Annotated in this window: 29 protein-coding genes; 11 read left to right on the top strand and 18 right to left on the bottom strand. The window is 59.5% G+C overall.

What is annotated here, in order from left to right:
- Positions 1-67: 67 nt before the first annotated feature.
- Together ubiA and AC30D9_RS06805 are read right to left on the bottom strand one after the other, a co-directional pair.
- Complete coding sequence (gene ubiA, locus AC30D9_RS06810; RefSeq protein ID WP_490143749.1) at positions 68-958, bottom strand: 4-hydroxybenzoate octaprenyltransferase; 891 nt, start codon at positions 956-958, stop codon at positions 68-70.
- Positions 958-1,521, bottom strand: coding sequence for a chorismate--pyruvate lyase family protein (locus tag AC30D9_RS06805; RefSeq protein WP_490143748.1), 564 nt, complete (start codon positions 1,519-1,521; stop codon positions 958-960). The genes ubiA and AC30D9_RS06805 overlap by 1 nt, the downstream gene beginning before the upstream one ends.
- Positions 1,522-1,696: 175 nt before the next feature.
- Between AC30D9_RS06805 and AC30D9_RS06800 the strand changes: the two genes are divergently transcribed.
- From AC30D9_RS06800 to AC30D9_RS06790, 3 genes are all read left to right on the top strand, one after another.
- Complete coding sequence (locus AC30D9_RS06800; RefSeq protein WP_134922299.1) at positions 1,697-1,861, top strand: rubredoxin; 165 nt, start codon at positions 1,697-1,699, stop codon at positions 1,859-1,861.
- Between the two features lie 24 nt (positions 1,862-1,885).
- Complete coding sequence (locus AC30D9_RS06795) at positions 1,886-3,034, top strand: NAD(P)/FAD-dependent oxidoreductase (protein ID WP_490143747.1); 1,149 nt, start codon at positions 1,886-1,888, stop codon at positions 3,032-3,034.
- Positions 3,035-3,225: 191 nt separating this feature from the next.
- Entirely contained in the window at positions 3,226-3,501 is a 276-nt protein-coding gene (locus tag AC30D9_RS06790; protein WP_003213368.1) for an HU family DNA-binding protein, read from the top strand.
- A 144-nt stretch (positions 3,502-3,645) separates the two neighbouring features.
- Here AC30D9_RS06790 and AC30D9_RS06785 read toward each other — a convergent pair whose 3' ends face one another.
- Complete coding sequence (locus tag AC30D9_RS06785; protein ID WP_490143746.1) at positions 3,646-4,737, bottom strand: aminopeptidase; 1,092 nt, start codon at positions 4,735-4,737, stop codon at positions 3,646-3,648.
- Positions 4,738-4,796: 59 nt separating this feature from the next.
- Between AC30D9_RS06785 and AC30D9_RS06780 the strand changes: the two genes are divergently transcribed.
- Positions 4,797-5,210 carry a PA0061/PA0062 family lipoprotein gene (locus tag AC30D9_RS06780; RefSeq protein WP_134922302.1) on the top strand — a complete coding sequence of 138 codons (414 nt, stop codon included), beginning with the start codon at positions 4,797-4,799 and terminating at the stop codon, positions 5,208-5,210.
- A gap of 41 nt (positions 5,211-5,251) precedes the next feature.
- The gene (locus tag AC30D9_RS06775; protein WP_134922303.1) at positions 5,252-5,677 is read left to right on the top strand and encodes a PA0061/PA0062 family lipoprotein; all 426 of its coding nucleotides are present in this window, start codon (positions 5,252-5,254) and stop codon (positions 5,675-5,677) included.
- A 6-nt stretch (positions 5,678-5,683) separates the two neighbouring features.
- Here AC30D9_RS06775 and AC30D9_RS06770 read toward each other — a convergent pair whose 3' ends face one another.
- Both AC30D9_RS06770 and AC30D9_RS06765 read right to left on the bottom strand, forming a co-directional pair.
- On the bottom strand, positions 5,684-5,917 hold the full coding sequence (locus AC30D9_RS06770; protein WP_134922304.1) for a DUF1161 domain-containing protein: 234 nt from the start codon (positions 5,915-5,917) through the stop codon (positions 5,684-5,686).
- A gap of 152 nt (positions 5,918-6,069) precedes the next feature.
- Positions 6,070-6,501, bottom strand: coding sequence for an OsmC family protein (locus tag AC30D9_RS06765; RefSeq protein WP_134922305.1), 432 nt, complete (start codon positions 6,499-6,501; stop codon positions 6,070-6,072).
- A gap of 237 nt (positions 6,502-6,738) precedes the next feature.
- On the opposite strand from AC30D9_RS06765, the gene AC30D9_RS06760 reads away from it, so the two are divergent.
- Positions 6,739-7,740, top strand: a complete 1,002-nt coding sequence (locus AC30D9_RS06760) for an LLM class flavin-dependent oxidoreductase (protein ID WP_058544936.1) — start codon at positions 6,739-6,741, stop codon at positions 7,738-7,740.
- A gap of 54 nt (positions 7,741-7,794) precedes the next feature.
- Here AC30D9_RS06760 and AC30D9_RS06755 read toward each other — a convergent pair whose 3' ends face one another.
- Both AC30D9_RS06755 and AC30D9_RS06750 read right to left on the bottom strand, forming a co-directional pair.
- Positions 7,795-8,022 carry a DUF1161 domain-containing protein gene (locus AC30D9_RS06755; RefSeq protein ID WP_134926567.1) on the bottom strand — a complete coding sequence of 76 codons (228 nt, stop codon included), beginning with the start codon at positions 8,020-8,022 and terminating at the stop codon, positions 7,795-7,797.
- Positions 8,023-8,136: 114 nt separating this feature from the next.
- Positions 8,137-8,352 carry a dodecin gene (locus AC30D9_RS06750; RefSeq protein ID WP_003177209.1) on the bottom strand — a complete coding sequence of 72 codons (216 nt, stop codon included), beginning with the start codon at positions 8,350-8,352 and terminating at the stop codon, positions 8,137-8,139.
- Positions 8,353-8,508: 156 nt separating this feature from the next.
- Here AC30D9_RS06750 and AC30D9_RS06745 point away from each other — a divergent pair, with 156 nt between their 5' ends.
- The gene (locus AC30D9_RS06745) at positions 8,509-8,835 is read left to right on the top strand and encodes an ElaB/YgaM/YqjD family protein (protein ID WP_003196426.1); all 327 of its coding nucleotides are present in this window, start codon (positions 8,509-8,511) and stop codon (positions 8,833-8,835) included.
- Here the strand turns inward: AC30D9_RS06745 and AC30D9_RS06740 are convergent.
- Positions 8,808-9,725 carry a LysR family transcriptional regulator gene (locus tag AC30D9_RS06740; RefSeq protein ID WP_134922306.1) on the bottom strand — a complete coding sequence of 306 codons (918 nt, stop codon included), beginning with the start codon at positions 9,723-9,725 and terminating at the stop codon, positions 8,808-8,810. The two genes, AC30D9_RS06745 and AC30D9_RS06740, sit on opposite strands and share 28 nt — an antisense overlap.
- Before the next feature lie 112 nt (positions 9,726-9,837).
- Here AC30D9_RS06740 and trpB point away from each other — a divergent pair, with 112 nt between their 5' ends.
- Positions 9,838-11,070, top strand: coding sequence for a tryptophan synthase subunit beta (gene trpB, locus AC30D9_RS06735; RefSeq protein ID WP_134922307.1), 1,233 nt, complete (start codon positions 9,838-9,840; stop codon positions 11,068-11,070).
- Positions 11,070-11,882: a tryptophan synthase subunit alpha gene (trpA, locus tag AC30D9_RS06730; RefSeq protein WP_134922308.1), complete on the top strand. Its 813-nt coding sequence runs from the start codon at positions 11,070-11,072 to the stop codon at positions 11,880-11,882. The genes trpB and trpA overlap by 1 nt, the downstream gene beginning before the upstream one ends.
- Positions 11,883-12,012: 130 nt before the next feature.
- Here trpA and AC30D9_RS06725 read toward each other — a convergent pair whose 3' ends face one another.
- The 10 genes from AC30D9_RS06725 to AC30D9_RS06680 all read right to left on the bottom strand — a co-directional run bounded on the left by AC30D9_RS06725 (position 12,013) and on the right by AC30D9_RS06680 (position 21,849).
- Positions 12,013-13,974 (bottom strand): DUF7844 domain-containing protein, encoded by a 1,962-nt coding sequence (locus AC30D9_RS06725; RefSeq protein ID WP_490143745.1) that lies wholly within the window; start codon positions 13,972-13,974, stop codon positions 12,013-12,015.
- On the bottom strand, positions 13,971-14,291 hold the full coding sequence (locus AC30D9_RS06720; protein WP_003187020.1) for a DUF2388 domain-containing protein: 321 nt from the start codon (positions 14,289-14,291) through the stop codon (positions 13,971-13,973). The genes AC30D9_RS06725 and AC30D9_RS06720 overlap by 4 nt, the downstream gene beginning before the upstream one ends.
- A 27-nt stretch (positions 14,292-14,318) precedes the next feature.
- Positions 14,319-14,627, bottom strand: a complete 309-nt coding sequence (locus AC30D9_RS06715) for a DUF2388 domain-containing protein (RefSeq protein WP_024616321.1) — start codon at positions 14,625-14,627, stop codon at positions 14,319-14,321.
- Between the two features lie 106 nt (positions 14,628-14,733).
- Positions 14,734-15,051: a DUF2388 domain-containing protein gene (locus AC30D9_RS06710; protein WP_307573225.1), complete on the bottom strand. Its 318-nt coding sequence runs from the start codon at positions 15,049-15,051 to the stop codon at positions 14,734-14,736.
- A gap of 344 nt (positions 15,052-15,395) precedes the next feature.
- The gene (locus tag AC30D9_RS06705; protein ID WP_003187014.1) at positions 15,396-15,611 is read right to left on the bottom strand and encodes a DUF1127 domain-containing protein; all 216 of its coding nucleotides are present in this window, start codon (positions 15,609-15,611) and stop codon (positions 15,396-15,398) included.
- Between the two features lie 318 nt (positions 15,612-15,929).
- Positions 15,930-17,423, bottom strand: a complete 1,494-nt coding sequence (gene scpC, locus AC30D9_RS06700; protein WP_134922311.1) for a succinyl-CoA:acetate CoA-transferase ScpC — start codon at positions 17,421-17,423, stop codon at positions 15,930-15,932.
- Between the two features lie 198 nt (positions 17,424-17,621).
- Positions 17,622-19,058 (bottom strand): NAD(P)(+) transhydrogenase (Re/Si-specific) subunit beta, encoded by a 1,437-nt coding sequence (locus AC30D9_RS06695; protein ID WP_134922312.1) that lies wholly within the window; start codon positions 19,056-19,058, stop codon positions 17,622-17,624.
- Entirely contained in the window at positions 19,058-19,381 is a 324-nt protein-coding gene (locus AC30D9_RS06690; protein WP_003187010.1) for an NAD(P) transhydrogenase subunit alpha part 2, read from the bottom strand. The genes AC30D9_RS06695 and AC30D9_RS06690 overlap by 1 nt, the downstream gene beginning before the upstream one ends.
- Positions 19,382-19,396: 15 nt before the next feature.
- Complete coding sequence (locus AC30D9_RS06685; RefSeq protein ID WP_134922313.1) at positions 19,397-20,518, bottom strand: Re/Si-specific NAD(P)(+) transhydrogenase subunit alpha; 1,122 nt, start codon at positions 20,516-20,518, stop codon at positions 19,397-19,399.
- 434 nt (positions 20,519-20,952) lie between these two features.
- Positions 20,953-21,849 (bottom strand): LysR family transcriptional regulator, encoded by an 897-nt coding sequence (locus AC30D9_RS06680; protein ID WP_134922314.1) that lies wholly within the window; start codon positions 21,847-21,849, stop codon positions 20,953-20,955.
- A 156-nt stretch (positions 21,850-22,005) separates the two neighbouring features.
- On the opposite strand from AC30D9_RS06680, the gene AC30D9_RS06675 reads away from it, so the two are divergent.
- Together AC30D9_RS06675 and AC30D9_RS06670 are read left to right on the top strand one after the other, a co-directional pair.
- On the top strand, positions 22,006-23,187 hold the full coding sequence (locus tag AC30D9_RS06675; RefSeq protein WP_014335919.1) for an acyl-CoA dehydrogenase: 1,182 nt from the start codon (positions 22,006-22,008) through the stop codon (positions 23,185-23,187).
- A 13-nt stretch (positions 23,188-23,200) separates the two neighbouring features.
- Positions 23,201-24,421: a CaiB/BaiF CoA transferase family protein gene (locus AC30D9_RS06670; protein ID WP_490143744.1), complete on the top strand. Its 1,221-nt coding sequence runs from the start codon at positions 23,201-23,203 to the stop codon at positions 24,419-24,421.
- Positions 24,422-24,743: the final 322 nt, after the last annotated feature.

Raw genomic sequence — 24,743 nt, 5'->3', positions numbered from 1 at the left:
TTTGCTCCCACAGCAAACGGGGATAAATCCCCTCGCCACAAGGTAACGGCTTGGAAACCGATGGGCCTCAGCGCAATGCGTAATCCAGCACAATCCCCACAAAAATCGCCAACCCGGCCCAATGGTTGTGCAGGAATGCCTCGAAGCAACGCATCCGCTCCCGGCCACGGGTATACCAGAACTCCCAGGCGAAGCACCCGGCAGCGGCCACCAGCCCCAGGTGGAACCAGCCGCCCAGGTGGAATTTCGACCCGGCCAACAGCAGGCAGCCCAAGGCCAGGCCTTGCAACGTCAGGATGATCACCCGGTCGGCGTCGCCAAACAGGATCGCCGTGGATTTCACGCCGATGCGCAGGTCATCGTCCCGGTCGGTCATCGCGTAATAGGTGTCGTAGCCCACCGTCCACAGCAGGTTGGCGATGTACAGCAACCAGGCGGCGGCCGGCAGATGACCGGTTTCGGCGGTGAACGCCATTGGCATGCCCCAGGAGAACGCCGCGCCCAGCACCACTTGCGGGTAGTAGGTATAGCGCTTCATGAACGGGTAGCTGAACGCCAGCGCCAGGCCACCGAGCGATAGCAGGATGGTCGGGGCGTTGGTGCACAGCACCAGCAGGAAGCTCACGCTCATCAGGACGGCGAAGAACACCAGCGCCTCTTTCGAACTGATCTTGCCGCTCACCAGCGGGCGCTGTTCGGTGCGCTTGACGTGGCCATCCACCTTGCGGTCGGCCCAGTCATTGATCACACAGCCGCCGGCGCGGGTCAGCACCACGCCGAGCACGAAAATCACTATGTTGGCGATGGACGGCGAGCCTTCACCGGCAATCCACAACGCCCACAACGTTGGCCACAGCAGCAGATAAATGCCGATGGGCTTGTCCATGCGGGTCAATTGCACGAAGTCCCACGCCCGTGGATTCAGGCGATTCAAGGATTTGAGCAGTTGCACGTACATCAAAAATTCTCCGAATAGGCGCGGGCGACGGTCCACAAGCCTGGCAGGAAGATTTCCGCCACCAGCACGCTCAACGCACCGCGATCGAAACGTGAGCGGCGACCCCACAGCCCACTGGCGCGCACTTCTTCCGGCAACCCTGGCTCGGGGTAGTGGCAAACTTCGATGGCCCGGCGCTGGAACGCCTGGTCGCAAAACAGTAATTCCCCCAGGGAACGGCTGCCCAGTTCGTCCATCTGCAAGCCGTCACCCTGCAAGGCGCTGCGCGCCGCCACACTGCGGGCGAATACCCACGGCTGGCCGCGGCCGCGCAGATATACCTCGCGTACCCAGCCTTCGCTGCCCTCGGCCAGGTCCAGCGCGGCGCATTCGTCGGCGCGCAATGGTTGCCAGCCTTCGAACAACGGCGTCACGCTGAAATGGCCGTCCGACAGGCGCGTCAGGCGCCGGGTCAGGGAGCCTTCGTCGAACAGCCAGTCGAGCACACGCGCATCGGGGCGCGGCGACAGCAGGTGCTGGGGTAGCCATTGGAGTGTAGGAAATATCGAATTTGTATGCGGCACAGAGGTCTTGAATGGCAGCAAATGAGGTCGCGAGCTTACCATGTCGGTCGCTGGTTTTGACTGGCCCGGCCTGTCGCCTTCCGATCGTGCTTGCATCTGTCGCAAGCGATCAGTACAAAACGGCCGTGAGCCGGAAAATACCGGCCAAGGCCTGACATCTTGAGGAAGTATTGGTATGAAGAAGTGGCAATGTATCGTCTGCGGCCTGATCTACAACGAAGCTGATGGTTGGCCTGACGATGGCATCGCGCCCGGCACCCGCTGGGAGGACGTACCGGCAGACTGGCTGTGCCCGGACTGCGGCGTCGGCAAAATGGATTTCGAAATGATCGAAATCTGATCGTTTCATCGAATGGAGAGCAACATGAGCGCACCTGTCGTCATCGTCGGTACTGGGCTGGCCGGTTATAACCTGGCCCGGGAGTTTCGCAAGCTCGACAGCGAAACCCCGTTGCTGCTGATCACCGCGGACGACGGTCGCTCGTATTCCAAGCCGATGCTCTCCACAGGCTTTGGTAAAAACAAGGATGCCGACGGCCTGAGCATGGCCGAACCGGGGGCCATGGCCGAGCAACTCAAGGCTGAAGTACGCACCCATACCCGTATCAGCGGCATCGATCCGGGCCACAAACGGCTGTGGATTGGCGAAGAGGCGGTGAACTATCGTGACCTGATCCTGGCTTGGGGGGCTGAAACCGTGCGGGTGCCGGTACAGGGCGATGCCGCCGAGCTGATTTTTCCGATCAACGACCTGGAAGACTACGCACGGTTCAGGGCTGCGGCTGCTGGCAAGCGCCGGGTGTTGTTGCTCGGCGCCGGCCTGATTGGCTGCGAGTTCGCCAATGACCTGAGCCTGGGCGGCTACGAAGTACAACTGGTGGCGCCGTGCGAGCAAGTCATGCCGACGCTTCTGCACCCGACCGCTGCCGCAGCGGTCCAGGCCGGGCTGGAAAGCCTCGGCGCGCGCTTCCACCTGGGCCCTGTGCTCAACCGCTTGCAGAAGGTCGCCGACGGGCTGGAGGCGCACCTGTCCGACGGCCAGGTGATTGCCTGCGACCTGGTAGTCTCGGCCATCGGCCTGCGCCCGCGCATCGACCTGGCGGCAGCCGCCGGCCTGGTGGTCAACCGCGGCGTCGTGGTCGACCGCCACTTGAAAACCTCCCACGCCAACATCTACGCCCTGGGCGATTGCGCCGAGGTTGATGGCTTGAACCTGCTCTACGTCATGCCGCTGATGAGCTGTGCCCGGGCCCTGGCCCAGACCCTGGCTGGCAATCCGACCGCCGTCAGCTATGGCGCCATGCCGATTACCGTAAAAACCCCGGTGTGCCCGCTGGTGGTGTCGCCGCCACCGCGAGGCAGCGAGGGTGTGTGGAGCGTCGAAGGGCAGGGCGCGGACATCAAGGCGCTGTGCCGCGATGCTCAAGGCAACCTGTTGGGCTACGCCCTGACAGGCACGGCGGTGATGGAGAAACTGGCACTGAACAAGGAACTTCCAGCCCTGCTGGCGTAAATACTGGTCGTTCTGTCGCAAAAACCCTACTTTTGGTCCCACAAAGGTCGCCCGGACACTGGCGCGGTTTTCGGCACCGTGCCATCCTCACTCCCGTCTGCCGCAGAGTAGAGCCTGCGGCGCCTTAGGGGCTGTTCCAAAGAGAACAGCACGGACATAACAACAAAAAAACCGTCAAAGGGGCTTCATTCATGCGTAAACCAGAACTCGCCGCCGCCATCGCGGAAAAAGCAGACCTCACCAAAGAACAAGCCAACCGCGTCCTCAACGCCGTCCTCGAAGAAATCACTGGCGCCTTGCACCGCAAGGACAGCGTCACGCTGGTGGGCTTCGGCACTTTCCTGCAACGCCACCGCGGCGCTCGCACCGGCAAAAACCCACAAACCGGTGAGCCTGTGAAAATCAAGGCCAGTAACACCGTTGCCTTTAAACCGGGCAAGTCGTTGAAGGACAGCGTTAACCCGTAATTGCTGCGAGTACCTCGGTCAAGGGGAAGAAAACGGCAATCAAAAGGGGCATACCGATGAATCGGTGTGCCCTTTTTTGTGCTGGGCTGCTGGTTGTGGTGAGGCATCCAATGTGGGAGCGAGCCTGCTCGCGATGGCGTGCGCCTAGCCAGCAGAAGTCTTCGGCTCCGCCAGCATCTTCAAGGCTGCCTTACGCTCGTCGATCGGCAATTTGCCCAGCTTTTCCACGGCCGCATAAAACGCAATCCAGTCCCCGCCCTCCCGCCTGAACAGCGCCGCAAACGCCGGCACCCACTGGCTATACAAACCAAACGGTAATAGCCGTGCATTGTTCAGGGGGGCATAGACCCAGGCGTCATAGCGTTTGTCGCCTGCCCACTGGCTGTCGCGCAGTTGCTGGTAGTCGGCGCGCAGGCGTTCGAATTCCTCTGCTTTGCGTTGGCGCATCTGTTCGGTCGGCAAGGGTTGGGTATAGAGCTTTTCCAGGCGTTGACGGGTATCGAGGATCAATTGGATGAATTGGTCGCGCTGGCGCATCTGTTTGCCGTTATCCGGCGCCAGTCCGCGGCTGGCGCGCCATTGGCGGGTACCTTCCTGTTCAACGAAGGTGGCGAAGGACTCATTGAATTCCGTGTCGTCCTTTACATAAAACCGCTGGTGCGCCAGTTCATGAAAGATCAGTGTCGCCAGACGTTCGTCGCCCCAATGCATCATCGAACTCAGGATCGGATCGTTGAACCAGCCCAGCGTCGAGTAGGCCTCAACGCCACCGATCGACACGTCCATGCCCTGCAAACGCTGCAACGCGGCCTCGCCACGGGCGGCGTCCTGGCTGTAGTAGCCGCGATAAGCCACGCAACCGGCAATCGGGAAACAGTGGTTTTGCGGCACCAGGGAAAATTCGGGCGTGGCGAAGACATTCCAGACTACGAACGGGCGGCCAATGTCGGCGTACAGGCGATAGCTTTTATTGTCCGGCAGATGCAGGTGTGAACTGGCGAACGACCGTGCCTCGCGGGCCTGCGCCAGATGCTTGCGTAGTTGAGGATCGCGGGCAGGGTCGGCAATCACTTGGTCGACGGGCTCCCGAGCCTGCAACAACCGCAGTTGCCCACCGACGAGCTGGCTGTAGTAACTGGCGCTCGTGCAACCGTTGAGTAACAAAAGCAGGAGGCCTGGAAACAAAATCCGGAAAACACGGTCGAGTAACCGATGGCTTGAATGCGGCCTGATCAATTGGAATCACCCTGGGAAAGTCTGCCCACAAGACTATCTCGCCTGCCTGGAGCTTCGCTATGCGCGTGTTGATGCTGACGAGTGGCCTGTTGCTGCTGACCGGTTGTGCCGGTTTGCCTGACCCTGATCCATCCCAAGCGTGGATCGACCTGGGAAACCATCAGGACACCGCGCTGCAAGCGCTGAAGGTCGATGACAAGACATCCGTGGACCGACGTTATTTCGAAGTGCAACCCGGCAGCCATGAGCTGACGGTGCGTTATCAATTTGCCGTCGAACCCGGCAACATTGGCCCGGATGCCGAGCCGCTGTGGCGCGATTGCCGATTGAATGTGAAGTTCAAGGACTTCAACGCCGGCCAGCGCTACCAGTTGCAGGCCGGCAACATCGGTTTCCGGCCCTGGGCCAAGCTGTATGACCAACAACGCAAGGTGGTGGGGCAAGGGACACCGGCAGGCTGCCAGCAAAGTTGATCGGCGCTATGCTCAAGCCCTGTTTTTTCAGGAAACTCACCATGCGTCTTCACATGCTGTTACTGGCCTTCGTTGCCATGAGCGGTTGCACGGCGACCCCGTTGCCACCGGTCGATCCGAACATGGCCTGGATCGATTTCGCGACGCCTACGCCAGGTGGCAAGGTACTGATGGCTGAAAAGCTGGATGGCCAGCGACTGCGAGACGGGCGTTTCTTCCAGGTTTCGCCGGGCAGCCATGAATTGGAAGTGCGCTTCGATTTCGAGGTATTTGGTGGTGGTGGGCTGGGTTTGATGACCGAACCGCAGGAACGGCTGTGCTACCTGACCGTGCGATACGATCATTTCGAGGCCGGCCAGCGCTATCGTCTGGAGGCGCGTCACCTGGCGTTCACCCCAAGCGCCCGGCTTTATGACGCCAAGCGAGAAATCGTTGCCGAAGATCGACAAGCCCGTTGCATGCCATAGGGCGTCTTAGCGGTCGTTCTTCTGGTAGATGATTTTCTTCGTACCCTTTTCGCAGGTGCCCACCACCATGTTCTGGTCGTGGACCTCGTCGTTGGTGACGATTTCCAGTGTGTAGGACGTAACACCCTGTGCTTGGATCTTGGCTTCGATCTCTGCCTTGAGTTCTTCACAGGGTTTGGGGGCCGCAAGGGTCGACGAGGCCAATGCGCAACCGATGACTGCCAGGGCAAATCGTTTCATGCTCGAATTCCTCATTGCAGCGCGCACTGCCTGTGCGCTGAGACTGCGGGCATGCATTCGACCACAATTGCATCAAGGTAAACAGATCGCCCGTCTCCGGAAAGGTCGCAGCCTCCACAGTGCCTGCAAAAGCTGCGACCGCCTTCAGCGAGTCAGTTCAACAGTGTTGCGTCCAATGTGATCTTGGCATTCAGCACCTTGGAAACCGGGCATCCTTCTTTGGCCTTTGTACTCAGCTCGTCGAATTTTTCCTGGGTGGCACCGGGGATTTTCGCCTTGAGAATCAGCTTCACGGCGGTAATCGCAAAGCCGCCATCGACCTGGTCCAGGGTGACTTCGGCGTTGGTGTCGATACTGTCAGCCTTTAGCCCGGCGTCGCCGAGGATCATCGAAAATGCCATGGAAAAGCAGCCGGCGTGGGCTGCACCGATCAATTCCTCTGGGTTGGTGCCCTTGCCGCCTTCGAAGCGTGCCTTGAAGCCATAGGGTGCTTCGCGCAACACGCCGGTTTCCGTGGAGATCGAGCCGATGCCGGTTTTCAGGTCACCTTCCCAATGAGCCGATGCTTTCTTGATGATAGCCATGTCTGCCTCCTCAATATCCGGCGCGAGGGTCGCGCCTGGGTGTTTTTCGTTGTCAGGGTTGTGAGGATAGACCGGTCGATAAAGTTCATCCTGTCGATTAGCCGACTTATTTAGTAGGAAAATTCGTTGCTGCTATTGAAACTCGGGTATATGCCCACATTGCATGGAACACACCTATAGAAACGGCAGGCTTTTGCCCGTAGGAAAAGCCCGGAACGCCGTTGGAGATCCCGGCCCATGAAACAGCTGTCCGAAGTGAAATTCTCAACCCTCGACCTGGTGCCTGTCCGCGCCGACGGCAACGCCGCCCAGTCCTTGCGCAACTCGCTGGACCTGGCGCAGCACGTGGAGAAATACGGCTATACCCGCTTCTGGGTGGCCGAGCACCACAACATGGATGGCATCGCCAGCTCCGCGACCGCCGTGCTGCTGGGCTATCTGGCAGGGGGCACTTCGACGATTCGCGTCGGCTCCGGCGGGGTGATGCTGCCCAACCATGCGCCATTGATCATCGCCGAGCAGTTCGGCACCCTGGAAAGCCTTTACCCCGGCCGAATCGATCTGGGGCTGGGCCGCGCCCCCGGCTCTGACCAGATGACCGCCCGGGCGTTGCGCCGAGAGCGCTCCGGCAGTGCCGACGATTTCCCCGAGGACGTGGCCGAACTGATGCGCTACCTCGGCCCGCGCACTCCGGACCAACGCATTATCGCCATGCCGGGCACCGGGACTAACGTGCCGGTATGGCTGCTGGGTTCGAGCCTGTTCAGCGCACAACTGGCCGGTGAGCGCGGCTTGCCTTACGCCTTCGCCTCGCATTTCGCACCGCGGTATATGCACGAGGCGATCCGTATCTACCGCAACCACTTCAAACCGTCGGCGGTCCTCGATAAGCCTTATGTGATGCTCGGTGTGCCGCTGGTGGCGGCGGACACGGATGAACAGGCCGATTACCTGGCGACTTCGGTGTACCAGCGGATCCTGGCGCTGATGCGCGGCCAGAGCCTGGTGCAACGTCCGCCGGTGGAAACCATGAACGGTCTCTGGCTGCCCCATGAGAAAGAAGCGGTTGGCGATTTCCTGGGCCTGGCCATGGTTGGCGGCCCGCAGAAGATCCGCGCCAAGCTGGAGGTGCTGATCGAGCAAACTCAGGCCGATGAGCTGATTTTTACCAGTGATCTATATGAGCACGCCGATCGTTTGCACTCCTACGAGTTGCTGGCGCAGGTCATGAAAGGCTGAATGACGCCCATGAAAAAGCCGACGCATTGCGTCGGCTTTGACTTACGCGCAGGATCAGCCGCGCTTGTAGACGATTTCCTTCGCACCGCCCTCACAGGTGCCGACGACTTTTTGTCCTTCAGCCGCTGCGCCTTTATCGACGATTTCCAGCGAATAACCTGACACATTCTTGGCGTCCAGCTTCGCTGCGATTTCGGCTTTCAGTTCTTCGCAGGGCTTGCCGGCTGCAAACGCACCACCGGCAAGGCTCAGCAAACCCAGGGCTACCATCAACTTTTTCATCGCTCGCACTCCTTGGTCGGATCGAATAGGGCAGGTATGGAAAAACATGATGCGCATACCATAGCGCATCGCCATTCCCTATGGCACTCCGCCAGCGTGCAAGTTCACCGCCCCTCAGCTATTGGCAATCCGGAACCCGACCTTGATGGTCACCTGGAAGTGCGCGGCCCGGCCGTTTTCGATGTGTCCGCGGGTTTCCGTGACTTCGAACCACTCCAAGTGCTTGAGGCTTTTGCTGGCCTCGGCCAGGGCGTTATTGATGGCGTCTTCAATACTGGTGGGAGACGAGCCGACCAGCTCGACTTTTTTGTACGTGTGATGATCACTCATGACGTTCTCCTTGGTTGGTCTTTAACAGCCTAGCAGCGATTTTTCGCCTTACGTGTGGCGCCGTTTGCGCTTTGAAGTTCAGATTTACTGCACTTTCAGAAACGACCGCAGTCCCAATTCACACACGCCACTCAACCACTGCAGGAGAGAGCCACCATGGCCAGCAATTCGTTACGTAAAGCCTCGTTGCAAAGCATGGAAGCGGAGATCGAGAGTCTGCTCAAGTCGTTGGAAAGCCTGAAGGACGATGCTTCGGACGAGTCGCGTAAGACCCTCAAATCGCTCAAGGCAAATGCTGAAAACGCGTTGAAACATTCTCGCCATCTGCTGAGCGATGCGTATGAAGAGGTCAAGGTGAAAACCCGTGAGACCGGGATCGCCACACGCGACTACGCGCAAGAACACCCCTGGACCACGGCTGGTGTCGCGGTCGGTGCGCTGGGTTTGCTGGCTGCTTACTTGCTGTGCAAACGCGGTGACTGACCCGGTTGGCTCAGCTCATGCCTGAGCCACTGGGCCAATTGCCCTGCGCGCCCGTCTGCGGCGCGCTTGGGCAGCCACAACGCCAGTCGCGCCGGCGTTTCATCGAAACCCCACGGCGCGACCAGACGACCGGCGCGCACGTCCTCGGCCACCAGTGGCTCGGGCGCGATCGCCACGCCTAGTCCCGCTACGGCGGCCTCCAGCAAATAGTACAGATGCTCGAATCCTTGCCCGAACTTCAATGCCTGGGGTTCAAGGTGGTTTTGCCGGGCCCAGGTCGGCCAGGCCTGTGGACGGGACGTGGTATGCAGCAACGGCTCGTCCAATAGCGCACTGGCCGGGGCGACCTGCAAGCGGGCGAATCCGGCGTAGTGCGGGCTCATCACGGGGCCGATTCGCTCGCTCACCAGTTCGTACACCTGCATGTCAGCAGGCCAGGGCGGCTCGGCGAATACCAGCAAGGCGTCCAGCCCCGGGCGCCGGGGATCCAGGTCGCCTTCGCCGGCGGACAAATGCAGGCGCAAATCCGGCAGGTCGGCGTTGAGCCTGCCCAGCCGGGGAATAAACCAGCGCGCCAGCAAACTTCCCGAGCAGCCCAGGACAAACGGGGCATCTGCCGTGCTTTGCGTCAGCTCCGCGCAAACACCGCGCAATCGTTCGAACGCATCGGTGCTGGCATCGCGCAGACGCAAACCGGCATCTGTGAGTTTCAGGCCGCGCCCATCCTTGCTGAACAGGCTGACCCCCAGGTGCTCTTCCAACACCTTCAATTGTCGGCTGACTGCACCATGGGTGACATGCAGCTGTTCAGCCGCCTGGCTTACGCTGTTCAGGCGGGCGGTGGCCTCGAAGGCGCGCAAAGCGTTGAGCGGGGGAAGGTCGTGGCTCATGGGATCTGTGAGTTTTCCTGACAGGTTGTGGCGATCTTATCGGTTTTCAGCGCGGCATGTCAGGGGTAGAGTGACCTTCATTGTCTTTCTACGCATTCCCTTGGAGCGCCCGATGACCCAGTCTACGACCCCCTTCAACCTGCGCAGTGGCCCCGACGCCAACGGCCTGTTCGGTGCGTTCGGTGGCCGCTATGTGGCCGAAACCCTCATGCCGCTGATCCTCGACCTGGCCCGCGAATACGAAGTGGCGAAGGAAGATCCGGCGTTCCTCGAAGAATTGGCCTACTTCCAGCGTGACTATGTCGGACGTCCGAGCCCGCTCTACTTCGCCGAGCGCCTGACCGAATACTGCGGCGGCGCCAAGATCTATCTCAAGCGTGAAGAGCTGAACCACACCGGCGCGCACAAGATCAACAACTGCATCGGCCAGATCCTGTTGGCGCGGCGCATGGGCAAGAAACGCATCATCGCCGAGACCGGTGCCGGCATGCACGGCGTGGCGACCGCCACCGTGGCTGCACGTTTCGGCCTGGATTGCGTGATCTACATGGGCACCACCGACATCGAGCGCCAGCAGGCCAACGTGTTCCGCATGAAACTGCTCGGTGCCGAAGTGATCCCGGTGGTCGCCGGCACCGGCACGCTGAAGGATGCAATGAACGAGGCCCTGCGTGACTGGGTCACCAACGTCGACAGCACGTTCTACCTGATCGGCACCGTGGCCGGCCCGCACCCTTACCCGGCCATGGTTCGCGACTTCCAGGCCGTGATCGGCAAGGAAACCCGCGAGCAGTTGCAAGCCCAGGAAGGTCGCCTGCCGGATAGCCTGGTGGCGTGCATCGGTGGCGGCTCCAACGCCATGGGCCTGTTCCACCCGTTCCTGGACGACAAGAGCGTCGAGATCATCGGCGTCGAGGCCGCGGGTTATGGCATCGAGACCGGTAAGCATGCGGCGAGCCTGAACGGCGGCGTACCGGGTGTACTGCACGGCAACCGCACTTTCCTGTTGCAGGACGAGGACGGCCAGATCATCGATGCCCATTCGATTTCCGCTGGCCTTGATTATCCGGGCATCGGCCCGGAACACGCCTGGTTGCATGACATTGGCCGTGTCCAATACACCTCGGTTACCGACGCTGAAGCCCTGGAAGCTTTTCACAAATGCTGTCGCCTGGAAGGGATTATTCCTGCGCTGGAAAGCGCCCATGCCCTGGCTGAAGTGTTCAAGCGCGCACCGAACCTGCCCAAAGATCACCTGATGGTGGTCAACCTGTCCGGTCGTGGCGACAAAGACATGCAAACCGTGATGCACCACATGGAACAGTCCCAGCAGGAGAAACACTGATGAGCCGCCTGCAAACCCGTTTTGCCGAACTCAAGGAACAGAATCGCGCCGCCCTGGTGACTTTCGTCACGGCTGGCGATCCGGACTACGACACTTCGTTGGCGATTCTCAAAGGCCTGCCGGCTGCCGGTGCCGACGTGATCGAGTTGGGCATGCCGTTCACCGATCCGATGGCCGACGGCCCGGCGATCCAGTTGGCGAACATCCGCGCCCTGGGGGCCCAGCAGAACCTGGCGAAAACCCTGCAGATGGTTCGCGAGTTCCGTAAGGACAATACCGAGACACCGCTGGTGCTGATGGGTTACTTCAACCCGATCCACCGTTATGGCGTGCAGCGTTTCATCGGTGAGGCGCTGGACTCTGGCGTGGACGGCCTGATCGTTGTGGACATGCCGCCCGAGCACAACAGCGAACTGTGCGAACCGGCCCAGGCTGCTGGCCTGGATTTCATCCGCCTGACCACACCTACCACCGACGACGTGCGCTTGCCGACTGTGCTCAACGGCAGTTCGGGTTTCGTGTATTACGTATCGGTGGCGGGCGTGACCGGTGCCGGCGCCGCGACGCTGGAGCATGTGGAAGAAGCCGTTGCGCGCCTGCGTCGGCATACCGATCTGCCGATCAGCATTGGTTTCGGTATCCGTACGCCGGAGCAGGCTGCGGCCATCGCGCGATTGGCTGATGGGGTGGTGGTGGGCTCGGCGTTGATCGACCATATCGCCAGTGCCGATACATCGGAACAGGCGATTGATGGGGTGTTGAGCTTGTGTGCGGCCCTGGCGGATGGTGTGCGCAAGGCGCGTGTCAGCTGATTGTCGACTCGACTCGCAGCCACGAAAAAGGGGTTCGGAACTTGGTTCCGAACCCCTTTTTTGTTGCTCATGAAATGCTCGAAGAACGGCTCTAGGAACTGCTCTTGTTGTCGCGTAGGTCAGAAGACCATCACGGCAACTCCAACCCTCCGCCGGCCTTGTGCAGCTTGCGCAAATGCTCGCCGATCTGTTTCACATTAGCCTCACTGGCGGCAATTTCAGCAGCGCGGCTCGGCTCGAGCAAAGCCCTGACTTCCTTGTCCAGGTCGCCTGTCAGTGTTTGCAGCTGTTTCTGACGCAGGCTGCTTTCCGACTCCAGTCGTTGCCACTCGCTGGGTTGTGGCAACCCATAGCCGCTGCTACCCAGCAACTCCGCGGGACGGCTCAGGAAGCCGCTGTTGGCAAGGATCTGCTGCAGCGTCGCGTTAGCCCTTTCCATACCACCATTCTGCAATTCACGGGCGCCGAGGTAACGCTGCTTGACTTCGTCCTGTGCCAATAACAGTTGCCGACGATAACTGGCCTGTTCCAGCAGTAACAACGCCGCGCTGGTGCGCAGGTCGGCCTGTTCGAACCAGGCGCGGCGGTCAGCGGCGTCCAGGGCCAGCCAGTCTTCCACCGTTTGCTGCTTGATCGGCAGATACTTCTTCAGCACATCGAACATCGCCTGGTACCGCTCGCGGAAGGAGTCGAAGCGGTAGCCCAGGCGCAAGGCTTCCTTGGGATCATCCAACACGCTGGTGTCCGCCAGGCCCCGGCCCTTGAGCACTTCCAGCAAACCGTTGGGCATGATGCTGTCCAGGCCCTTGAGCTGCTCGTTATTGCTGCCGCTGCGCAGCAGTTTCAAGCTTTCCACGGCGCAGTTGTTGGACAGGAAGTAATAGTTGCCGTCGTAGCTCCAATGCATTTCGGCAGCGTGTTCGACGGTTTCCTCGATCTCGGTGCGCGACAGGTTCAGCGGCACCGATGCCAGGCTGCGCAGTTCGGTCTTGGTGTATTCATCGATCACCTGGGCCAACGGCAATACGAACAGGCGCGATGGGTATTTGCCGACCAGTCCATCCCAACTCGACAACTGCACATCGCCCACGAAAGCGCGGTATGACAGCACCAGGTGTTGGTCCAGATCCAGTCGGCAGTCCGGGCCACGTGGTCGCCCCGGTGCGCAGATCACCAGCCGGAGCATGCTGTGGCCCCAGCGGCTCACCCAGTTCTGATTGGCTTCGGCCAGCAGGTAATCAATGGCATAGACCCGCTCTGGATCGACCTTGCCCAGTGGTGTCTTGGCGAAGTCGTTTCCGGCGTTGAGGAAGGCGAACGATTTGGCGCAGGTGTCCTTGGCGGCGGGTGCCCAGCCGAAGTGCTCCTGGTAATAGCGATACAGGGCGGGGCGGCGGCAAGCATAGCTGGGGTCAAGGAGAAAGTACTCCATGTTGACCGCGACGAATTCCTTGGGGCTGCTCGTTTCGTAGAGGTCCGGGCTGCGGGCGACCTGGCGGTTGTGTTGTTCACGTTCACCGCGACGGCCGACGTATTGCGGCCAGCCGGCGAGGTCCAGCAGGCGCGGATCATCGCTGAGGGTGAAACGGCGGTCGTTCTGGCCCCGGCATTCATCCGGGAGGCCGATGAGCCCGGCGCTGCTGTTGCGCCGGGTGCAACGCTGGATCAGCGCACGCTCGGCGTCTGGCCATAGGCGCGAGCGGTCATAAATGTGAGTCAGTTCGTGCAGGACCGTGGCGAGCATTTCCCGTCGCACGGTGCCGTGGGGGCGATGGGTTTTCTGCGTCGCGGCGCTGCCGTCGACAAGGCTGTCGAGCAGATTGCTATTGAGGTCCAACTGCGACACCAGCGAAGCCTGACCGTAAGCGTTGGCGGGCATCTGGTCGGTCCAGCCGACATCGATGCGTCGGTCCAGGCGCTCGATGAAGCGCGGCGGCAACGCCTGCATGGCTTCATCGAGCAGCGCCTGGCTGGCCTGCTGTTGCGCCGGGCTCAGTCCGTTGGTGTTGAGGTGCAGTTGCAAGCCGGCCTGGGCCATGCTGCCCGTGAGCAGCAAGACCCCGGCCGCCAGCCAGGCGGCGAACCGCCTCACAATGCGAGGATGGCTTCGGCGAGAACCTGGTCGCTGGCGTCACGGGCTTCCGGCACGCGGGTGCGCAAGGTGTCGAAGGCGGCCTCGAGATGAGCGCCACGAATTTCACCATTGCTGGCGACAAAACTGGCCGCATCGTCATGGGCTTCGCGGACGATTTTCGAATCACGGATGGAGGTGGTGGTATCGGAAGTGAAATCAATCGTGCGCTGGGAGGCGCGGACGATGATGTTACTGGTGGCTACCAGGGTATGTGCCTGGGCCACATCGGCCAACACCAGCAGGCCTAGGGCGGCAGCAATCAGCGGGCTACGCATGGAACGACTCCGGAAAAATAAGGATAACTATTGGACGAGAATTGCCTGTGCCAGTTCAAGGTCGCTGACGTGAAGTTTTGGCTGGGTCCGGCGCAGGTAATCCAGAGCCGATTCCAGCTGTGCACCTCGCAGCTGCCCGTCGCTGGCGATGAATGCCGCAGCGTCATCGTGTGCGGCAACGATCAGTTTATGGTCGAAGGGCGCGGAGGTCACCATGCTCGTGGCATAGCCGCTGACCACCACTTGCTGGGTGGACACATCGAAAGCATGGGCCGGAACAGACCAGCAGAACACTACGAAGAACGACGCGATGAACAGATCTGAGTAAAAACGCATGGGACTCGACGGTTGATGGCGAGCTTGAAGGCTAGCGCAAACCTGCGGGCCAGAGCCAGCGCTGAAACATCGGAACACCCTTTGGTGCCCGATGTTTCATGTTGCATCAGATCACCAGGATGGCCTGGGCCAGCTGCGCGTCGGTGGCGTTGAGCTGTGGTGCCTGTTGGCGGATGTAATCCAGGGCGCTTTCCAGTTTCACGCCACGGATGGCGCCTTCGCTGGCCACGAAACTGGCGGCGTCATCGCGGGCGGCTTGAACGATCTTGTTGTCCCGCAGTGACGAAGTTGCGTCGGAAGTCGCGTCAGACGTGGCCTTGAGTGCGCCAACGATGGAGTCAGTGGTGACGATAAAGCTGCTGGCGTTGGAGTGGGTGGCTACGGCCAACAGGGCAACTGCGCTGAGCAGGCGAAGACGAATCATGATGAAACTCCTTGGATAATGAGGTGATGCCGGTGCGTGTAGCTGGAAGAGCAGACGCATGCTCGACTCGCTTCGCCACGTTCGCATCGATATTAGGACAGAACGCATTGGCTGACAGCCCTTTAGGACCGTCGTTGGCAGCAGGATGCTCGCATTGGGCGTTACGGCTCAAGAAAACTGTACTGGTGTTAATTCGGTTTTTTAAAAACTGTTATACCTCTCCAGTTTTCCCTAAAAATCGGACCCGAAAACGACAAGACCCGTCGCGGTTTCCCGCGACGGGTCTTGTTTGTTCAATTCGGTGCTGGCGGTGGACCCGGTGGGTCAGGGCCAGCGACGCTGAGTTAGCGCCAGAACGGCTTGCTCAGCTCTTCGTAGCGTTGTGCTTCGCTGATACCGGCGTCGGCCAGCAGGCGCGAATCCAGACGAGCCAGTTGGTGGCGGCTGGCGATGCGGCGCTGCCACAACATCAGGTTAGCGATAACGCGAAGAGGCAGGGAAGCCTGGTTTTTTTCAGCTTTGTCTTCGAAAAACAGCTCGGAACTGAGTGTACGTTCCATGGTTGACATCCTTCCGCTTGTGGCGGGATTAGGTAGTGGTTTACTGGTGCCCATGATCCTCTCGTTTGGCCAGTCTCTCTAGATACAGTTCACCTGTATTGTGAGAGACCAGTTAACTGTTAAAGAGCGGTGTACTGGTCGATATTGAGGCAACTGTACCTATCTGCTCAATATTGGTGCGTTTTTCATCGTTTCCAGAAGTTTTGTGGGAAAAGACTGTAAGAAAACACCGGTACAGCAGTACAGTTTTTGGCAGGTAAGGCCCAAATGATGAGCTTCTGTCAAAACTGTATTTGCGATAGCGGTGTTCCAGCTGTATCAGACTGCCAACATCCGCCCGGTTTCTTCGAGGTTCAGGTGCCAACTTAGTGCATCACGCAGGATATGCGGGGTATGCCCACCCAGGGCGCATGCAGCTTGGAAGTACTCATTCAGCGCTTGGCGGTAGGATGGATGCACACAGTTGTCGATGATTACTCGCGCCCGCTCCCTTGGCGCCAGGCCACGCAGGTCGGCCAGGCCGATTTCGGTCACGAGGATGTCGACATCATGCTCGGTATGGTCCACATGGCTGACCATCGGCACGACACTGGAGATGGCTCCGCCCTTGGCAATCGACTTGGTGACGAAAATCGCCAAGTGGGCATTGCGGGCGAAATCCCCCGAGCCGCCAATGCCATTCATCATCCGGGTGCCGCAGACATGGGTGGAGTTGACGTTGCCGTATATGTCGAACTCCAGCGCGGTGTTGATACCAATGATGCCGAGGCGGCGTACGACCTCGGGGTGGTTGGAGATTTCCTGCGGGCGCAGGACCAATTTGTCCTTGTACCTTTCCAGGTTGCCGAACACATCGGTGTTGCGGCGACTCGAAAGGGTGATAGAACTGCCGGAGGCAAAGCTCAGCTTGCCGGCGTCGATCAAGTCAAATGTCGAGTCCTGCAGGACCTCGGAATACATGGTCAGGTCTTCGAACGGGGAATCGATCAGCCCACACATCACGGCGTTGGCGATGTTGCCAATCCCCGCCTGCAACGGCCCGAGCTTGTTGGTCATGCGCCCGGCTGAAACTTCCTGCTTGAAAAAATCGATCAGGTGATCGGCGATGGCCTGGGTGTCGCTGTCCGGTGGCGCGACGGTCGAAGGCGAGTCTCCTTGGTGGGTGATGACAATGGCGGCAATTTTTTCCGGCGGGATCGGGATAGCGGGGCTGCCAATGCGGTCGTCGACTTTCACCAGCGGGATCGGAGTACGGGTTGGGCGATAGGTCGGGATGTAAATGTCGTGCAACCCTTCCAGGTTCGGGTTGTGGGCCAGGTTGATCTCGACGATCACTTGCCGGGCGAAAATGGCGAAACTGGCCGAGTTACCCACCGATGTGGTCGGTACGATATGCCCTTGCTCGGTAATGGCCACCGCTTCGATCACGGCAATATCGGGCAGCTTGAGCTGGCCATTGCGCAGTTGTTCGACGGTTTCCGAGAGGTGCTGGTCGATGAACATCACCTCGCCTGCGTTGATCGCCTTGCGCAACGTGCTGTCGACCTGGAACGGCATGCGTCGCGCCAGCACACCGGCTTCGGTGAGCTCCTTGTCGAGGTCGTTACCCAGGCTCGCACCGGTCATCAGGCTGATTTTAAGTGGGGTGAGCTTGGCGCGCTCAGCCAGGGCATGGGGCACGGCTTTCGCTTCTCCGGCGCGGGTAAAGCCGCTCATGCCGACGGTCATGCCGTCCTGAATCAACAAGGCTGCTTCGGCAGCGCTCATCACTTTATTCAACAAAGAGGGCAAGCGAATGCGATCACGATACATGAAGGATTATCTCGGGCTGGAAGCAAGATGCGCAGTCTAGTGAATTCGCGCGGTGCCCGACCCGCTACAAAGGTCGCATTTAAGGCCTCTATTACGGGCGTTTCAGGCAAAACATTATTACCGGATCGGTAACGTTCGGCCTTGATACAAATCAAAACGCCCCGACAAGTCGGGGCGTTAGTGGTGAAGCAGTGAGCGTTATTCCACCGCTTTGACCATGTCTTCGATGACCTTCTTGGCGTCACCGAACACCATCATGGTTTTGTCGAGATAGAACAGCTCGTTGTCCAGGCCGGCATACCCGCTGGCCATCGAGCGCTTGTTGACGATGATGGTCTTGGCCTTGAACGCTTCGAGGATCGGCATGCCGGCAATCGGCGACTTCGGATCGTTCTTCGCCGCCGGGTTGACCACGTCGTTGGCGCCCAGCACCAGCACCACGTCGGCCTGGCCGAACTCGGAGTTGATGTCTTCCATCTCGAACACCTGGTCGTAAGGCACTTCGGCCTCCGCCAGCAGGACGTTCATGTGCCCGGGCATGCGCCCGGCCACCGGGTGGATCGCATATTTAACGGTCACGCCGTGGTGGGTCAGCTTCTCGGTCAGCTCTTTCAGCGCGTGCTGCGCCCGCGCCACCGCCAGGCCGTAGCCCGGCACGATGATCACTGTGTCGGCGTTGGTCAGCAGGAAGGTCGCGTCATCAGCCGAGCCGGATTTCACCGGACGGGCTTCTTTGGAGCCTGCCGGGCCAGCAGCATCCGCCGTGTTGCCGAAGCCGCCGAGCAACACGTTGAAGAACGAACGGTTCATCGCCTTGCACATGATGTACGACAGGATCGCACCGCTCGAACCCACCAACGAACCGGCAATGATCAGCATCGAGTTGTTCAGCGAGAAGCCGATACCCGCCGCGGCCCAACCGGAATAACTGTTGAGCATGGAGACCACCACTGGCATGTCCGCGCCGCCGATCGGGATGATGATCAGCACACCCAGTACAAAGGCCAGGGCCAGCATCAAGGCGAACGCGCCGAGGTTGCCGGTGAACATGAAGGTCAGGCCCAGGCCCAGCGTTGCAAGGCCCAGGATCAGGTTCAACTTGTGTTGGCCACCAAACTGTACCGGTGCGCCCTGGAACAGGCGGAACTTGTACTTGCCCGACAGCTTGCCGAAGGCGATCACCGAGCCGGAGAAGGTAATTGCACCAATTGCCGCGCCAAGGAACAGCTCCAGGCGGTTACCAGTCGGAATCGAATCACCCAATTGTTTGACGATGCCCAGCGATTGCGGCTCGACGACAGCGGCGATGGCAATGAATACCGCCGCCAGGCCGATCATGCTGTGCATGAACGCCACCAGCTCGGGCATCTTGGTCATCTCGACGCGCTTGGCCATGATCGAACCGGCGGTGCCGCCAATCAGCAGACCGACAATCACGTAGCCAATGCCGGCAGTGGCCAACTCAGCCCCTAGCTTATAAATGAGGCCCACGGTGGTAAGCACCGCCAGCGCCATGCCAAGCATGCCGAACAGGTTGCCACGTCGCGAGGTGGTGGGATGCGACAGGCCTTTGAGGGCCTGGATGAAACAGATCGACGCGATCAGGTAGAGCGTCGTTACCAGGTTCATGCTCATTACTTGGGCGCCTCTTCTTTTACGGCTTTCGGGGCTTTTTTCTTGAACATCTCAAGCATGCGGCGTGTTACCAGGAAGCCACCGAATACGTTCACCGCGGCCAGGGCCACGGCGAGGGTGCCCATGGTCTTGCCCAGAGGGGTCACGGTCAGCGCGGCGGCAAGCATGGCGCCGACGATCACGATCGCCGAAATGGCATTGGTTACCGCCATCAACGGTGTGTGCAGCGCAGGCGTTACGTTCCAGACCACGTGGTAACCGACATAAATCGCCAGCACGAAGATGATCAGGTTGTAGATACCGGGGGAGATAAGCTCTTCCATTGTCTGAATCCCTGCTTAGGCGTTTTTGCGGATGACTTGGCCGTCGCGGCACATCAGGCACGCGGCGACGATGTCGTCTTCCAGGTTCACGTCGAACTGACCTTCCTTGGTGAAGACCAGCTTCAGGAAGTCCAGCAGGTTACGGGCGTACAGCGCCGAAGCGTCGGCCGCGACTTCACCGGCCAGGTTGGTCGGGCCGACGATGGTGACACCGTTCTCGACAACCACCTGATCGGCCACGGTCAACGGGCAGTTACCACCCTGGGCTGCCGCGAGGTCGATGACCACCGAGCCGGGTTTCATCTGCGCGACGGTATCGGCGCTCAGCAAGGTCGGTGCCTTGCGGCCCGGAATCAACGCGGTGGTGATGACGATGTCCGCCTGTTTGGCGCGCTCGTGCACGGCTTGGGCCTGGCGCTGCATCCAGCTGGCAGGCATGGGCCGGGCGTAACCGCCGACGCCGACGGCGCATTCACGCTCTTCGTCGGTTTCGTAAGGCACGTCGACGAACTTGGCGCCGAGGGATTCGATTTGTTCCTTCACCGCCGGACGCACATCCGACGCCTCGATCACAGCGCCCAGGCGCTTGGCCGTGGCAATCGCCTGCAACCCAGCCACGCCGGCCCCGAGAATCAGCACGCGTGCCGCTTTCACGGTGCCCGCAGCGGTCATCAGCATCGGCATGAAGCGTGGATAGTAGTGGGCGGCCAGCAGCACGGCCTTGTAGCCGGCAATGTTCGCTTGAGACGACAGCACATCCAGGCTCTGGGCGCGGGAGGTCCGTGGCGCGGCCTCAAGGGCGAAAGCGGTAATGCCGCGTTCGGCCAGCTTGGCGATGGTTTCGTTGTTGAACGGATTGAGCATGCCCACCAGAACGGTGCCGCTCTTGATCAGCGTCAGTTCGCTGTCGCTGGGGGCGACCACCTTGAGGATCAGTTCGGCCCCGAATGCATCACTGGCATTGCCAATGGTTGCGCCCGCTGCCTCATAGGCACTGTCGATAACGCTGGCCTTGATGCCGGCGCCGCTTTGAACAGTGACTTTATGGCCTTGGCCGATCAGCTTCTTGATGGTTTCCGGGGTAGCAGCAACCCGTGTTTCACCCGTTTGGGTTTCGAGGGGAACACCAATGTGCACGTCAAATCTCCTGCGTGATCTTATTGAGTAAACCCAGGCACTTCGGATGGTGCGGCTGGGGCGGCCGATCAGCACGATCCCGCCAAACCAGGCGGGGCGCGGCATTTTGCAGGCGAAAATTCAGCCCTTCAAGGGATTATGACGGGTGACGGAAAATTAACTACAAGTCACCCTGTGACCGAATGTCGCAATTATCGATCGGCATCCCTTGTAGGCCGTGCTTTCCAAGGATTCAGGTTCAAATTGACAATTTTTCCCATCGGCCAGATGAATAAGGCCTGATGCGCTGCGTGATATGGCTCAAAGCCATGTATTTAAACGCTTTGGAGACTACTTCAGGGGCTGCGTAACAGATTGACTGGATGCGACATAAACTTATATCTGTAGCGACTTATGTTAGTTGACTACCTAATCATGTTTTGATTTTTTCTTTATTAATCAATGTGATAGTTGCTTGCTTGTTTCACGAGCCAATCACGAAAGGCACGAAGAGAAGCAGATTCGGCCTTTCGTTCTGGAATCATCAGGTAGTAAGCCTTGATGCTCGACAGCGCGTTAGGGTTGGCAACGACCAGTCGTTTCTCTGCCAGCTCGCGCTGAATCAAAAAAGGCGGAATCAGCGCAATGCCCATGTCGTGCATGGCCGCTTGGGCAAGCATGGAGAATAGTTCATAACGCGGGCCTGTCAGGTCTCGCGCAATATTCAGGTTCTGGGCGTTGAACCACTGGCGCCACGCGTACGGGCGAGTGGTCTGCTGGAGCAAGGGCAGTTCGGCGATGGCCTGAGGTGTCAGGCTCTTTTGGCCCCCCAGTAGGGTGGGGCTGCATACCGGCATCGGATTTTCGCCCATCAGCTTGTGGGATTCGGTGCCAGACCAGTCCGCATCACCAAAATAGATGGCGGCATCAAACTCTGTGTCCGCAAAGAGAAAAGGACGTGTGCGGTTGGTCAGGTTGACGGTGACTTCCGGATGCTGCTGCTGGAAATCCTTGAGACGGGGCAGTAGCCATTGAGTGCCGAAGGTCGGAACCACGGCCAGCTCGATCACGTTCGCACCGGTGTGCCCCATCACTGAAAGAGCATCGCGCTCGACGGCATCCAGTTGGGTGGCAACTCGACGGCTGTAGGAAATGCCTGCTTCAGTCAGTTTGACGCCTCGGCGTGAGCGTCGGAAAAGCTCCACGCTGAGGAAGTCCTCCAGGCTGGCGATCTGTCGGCAGATTGCGCCCTGCGTAAGAGAAAGTTCTTGCGCCGCCTTGGTGAAGCTTTCATGGCGCGCAGCGGCCTCGAAACTGACCAGGGCGGTGGTGCTGGGAATTTTACGGCGCATGTACGCAAGCCTCACTCAATATCGGCATAAACGGGGTTTATGGCGTTTACGAAGTGAGAAATTAGCACAACATAGTGCGTAATCCTCGTTTGCCCTTGTAGGAAAGCGCGCCTAGGATCAATCCACGATTTTCATTTAATTGGCGAGGACTCTTTCATGGCCGGTAAAGCGAGCTTCAACTGGATCGATCCATTGTTGCTGGATCAGCAGCTCACCGAAGAAGAGCGCATGATCCGCGACACTGCCGAGCAGTTTGCCCAGCAGAAACTTGCGCCGCGGGTGCTGGAAGCGTTCCGTCATGAGAAAACCGATCCGGCTATTTTCCGCGAGATGGGTGAAGTAGGCCTGCTGGGGGCAACCATCCCTGAACAGTACGGCGGCAGTGGGTTGAACTACGTCAGCTATGGCTTGATCGCTCGTGAGGTAGAGCGCGTCGATTCCGGTTATCGCTCGATGATGAGCGTGCAATCCTCGCTGGTCATGGTGCCGATCAATGAATTCGGTACCGAGGCGCAAAAACAGAAATATCTGCCGAAACTGGCGTCGGGTGAGTGGATTGGTTGCTTTGGTCTGACCGAGCCGAACCATGGGTCTGACCCGGGCGCGATGATTACTCGTGCGCGCAAGGTGGAAGGCGGCTACAGCCTGACGGGTAGCAAAATGTGGATCACCAACAGTCCGATCGCAGACGTCTTTGTTGTCTGGGGCAAGGATGACGCCGGCGATATCCGTGGTTTCGTTCTCGAAAAGGGCTGGAAGGGTCTGAGTGCGCCGGCTATTCATGGCAAGGTCGGGCTGCGTGCTTCGATCACCGGCGAAATCGTCATGGATAACGTATTCGTGCCGGAAGAGAACATTTTTCCCGATGTCCGTGGCCTGAAAGGTCCGTTTACCTGCCTGAACTCGGCGCGCTACGGCATCTCCTGGGGGGCATTGGGGGCCGCTGAATTCTGCTGGCACACCGCTCGTCAGTACACGCTGGACCGCCAGCAGTTTGGGCGCCCGCTGGCTGCCAATCAGCTGATCCAGAAGAAATTGGCCGACATGCAGACTGAAATCACGCTGGCCCTGCAGGGATGCTTGCGTCTGGGGCGTATGAAAGATGAAGGCACTGCGGCGGTCGAGATCACTTCGATCATGAAGCGCAACTCCTGCGGCAAGTCCCTGGATATCGCTCGCATGGCGCGGGACATGCTGGGCGGCAACGGTATTTCCGATGAGTTTGGCATCGCTCGTCATCTCGTGAACCTGGAGGTCGTAAACACCTACGAAGGCACGCACGACGTTCATGCGTTGATCCTGGGGCGTGCGCAAACCGGTATCCAGGCGTTCTATTAATAGGAGAACGCTCATGGGCGCGCTTTCGCATCTGCGGGTACTGGATTTATCGAGGGTCCTGGCCGGGCCGTGGGCTGGACAGATCCTGGCGGACCTGGGGGCTGATGTCATTAAGGTCGAGCGTCCCGGCAATGGTGACGATACACGTGCCTGGGGGCCGCCCTTCCTGAAGGATGCCCGAGGCGAGAATACGACCGAGGCTGCTTATTATCTGTCGGCCAATCGCAACAAGCAGTCGGTGACCATCGACTTCACGCGTCCAGAGGGGCAGCGGCTGGTGCGAGAGCTGGCGGCCAAGTCCGATATCCTGATCGAAAACTTCAAGGTGGGCGGGCTGGCGGCTTATGGCCTGGACTACGACTCGCTGAAGGCGATCAATCCGCAATTGATCTATTGCTCGATAACCGGGTTTGGCCAGACCGGCCCTTACGCCAAGCGCGCCGGGTATGATTTCATGATTCAGGGGCTGGGGGGCTTGATGAGCCTGACTGGCCGCCCTGAGGGTGATGAGGGCGCGGGGCCTGTGAAGGTAGGGGTTGCGCTGACGGATATCCTCACGGGGCTGTATTCGACTGCTGCTATTTTGGCGGCGCTGGCTCATCGTGATCATGCCGGCGGCGGGCAGCACATCGATATGGCCTTGCTGGATGTTCAAGTGGCTTGCCTGGCCAATCAGGCGATGAATTACCTGACCACGGGCAATGCGCCGAAGCGTCTGGGCAATGCTCATCCAAACATCGTGCCTTATCAGGATTTTCCTACGGCCGATGGCGACTTCATCCTCACGGTAGGTAATGACGGCCAGTTCCGAAAATTCGCTGAGGTGGCCGGTCAACCGCAGTGGGCTGATGATCCACGTTTTGCCACAAACAAGCTTCGGGTGGCGAATCGGGCGGTGTTGATTCCGTTGATTCGCCAGGCGACGGTGTTCAAGACCACCGCCGAGTGGGTGGCTCAGTTGGAGCAGGCGGGTGTGCCGTGTGGGCCAATCAACGACCTTGCTCAGGTGTTTGCCGATCCTCAGGTACAGGCGCGTGGATTGGCGATGGAGTTGCCTCATCTTCTGGCCGGTAGCGTGCCGCAGGTGGCCAGTCCGATTCGACTGTCCGAGACACCGGTGGAATATCGCAATGCGCCCCCTTTATTAGGGGAGCATACGTTGGAGGTGCTGCAGCGAGTCTTGGGGCTGGATGAATCTGCGGTGATGGCGTTCAAGGAGGCGGGGGTTCTTTGAGTCTTCTCTCTATATAGAGGAGAGGTTTAAAGGGCGAAAGCAGTGAGTTGGCCAGTGCTGCGCAACTTATTGATAGAAAAGCGAAATTAAGGGTTGACGGCAAATTCTGGACGTCTATAATTCGCCCCACTTCCGGCGCAGTCGAAACGGAAAACTCCTTGAAATTCAATGAGTTAAGTAGGTTTCGAAGGGGTCGGGCTTCAGTTCATCGAAGCCAGGAAGCAGTTGATAAGGCAGTGTTGATTTGGCCTTTTCAGCGGTTCGATCTTCTCGGTCGAAAGCGGTGAAAAAGAGGTGTTGACAGCAGCGAGTAACGCTGTAA

The organism is Pseudomonas sp. DF11, from assembly GCF_058148565.1.
Note: the sequence above shows the minus strand (reverse complement) of the source record. Positions and strands in the feature narration are given on the sequence as shown.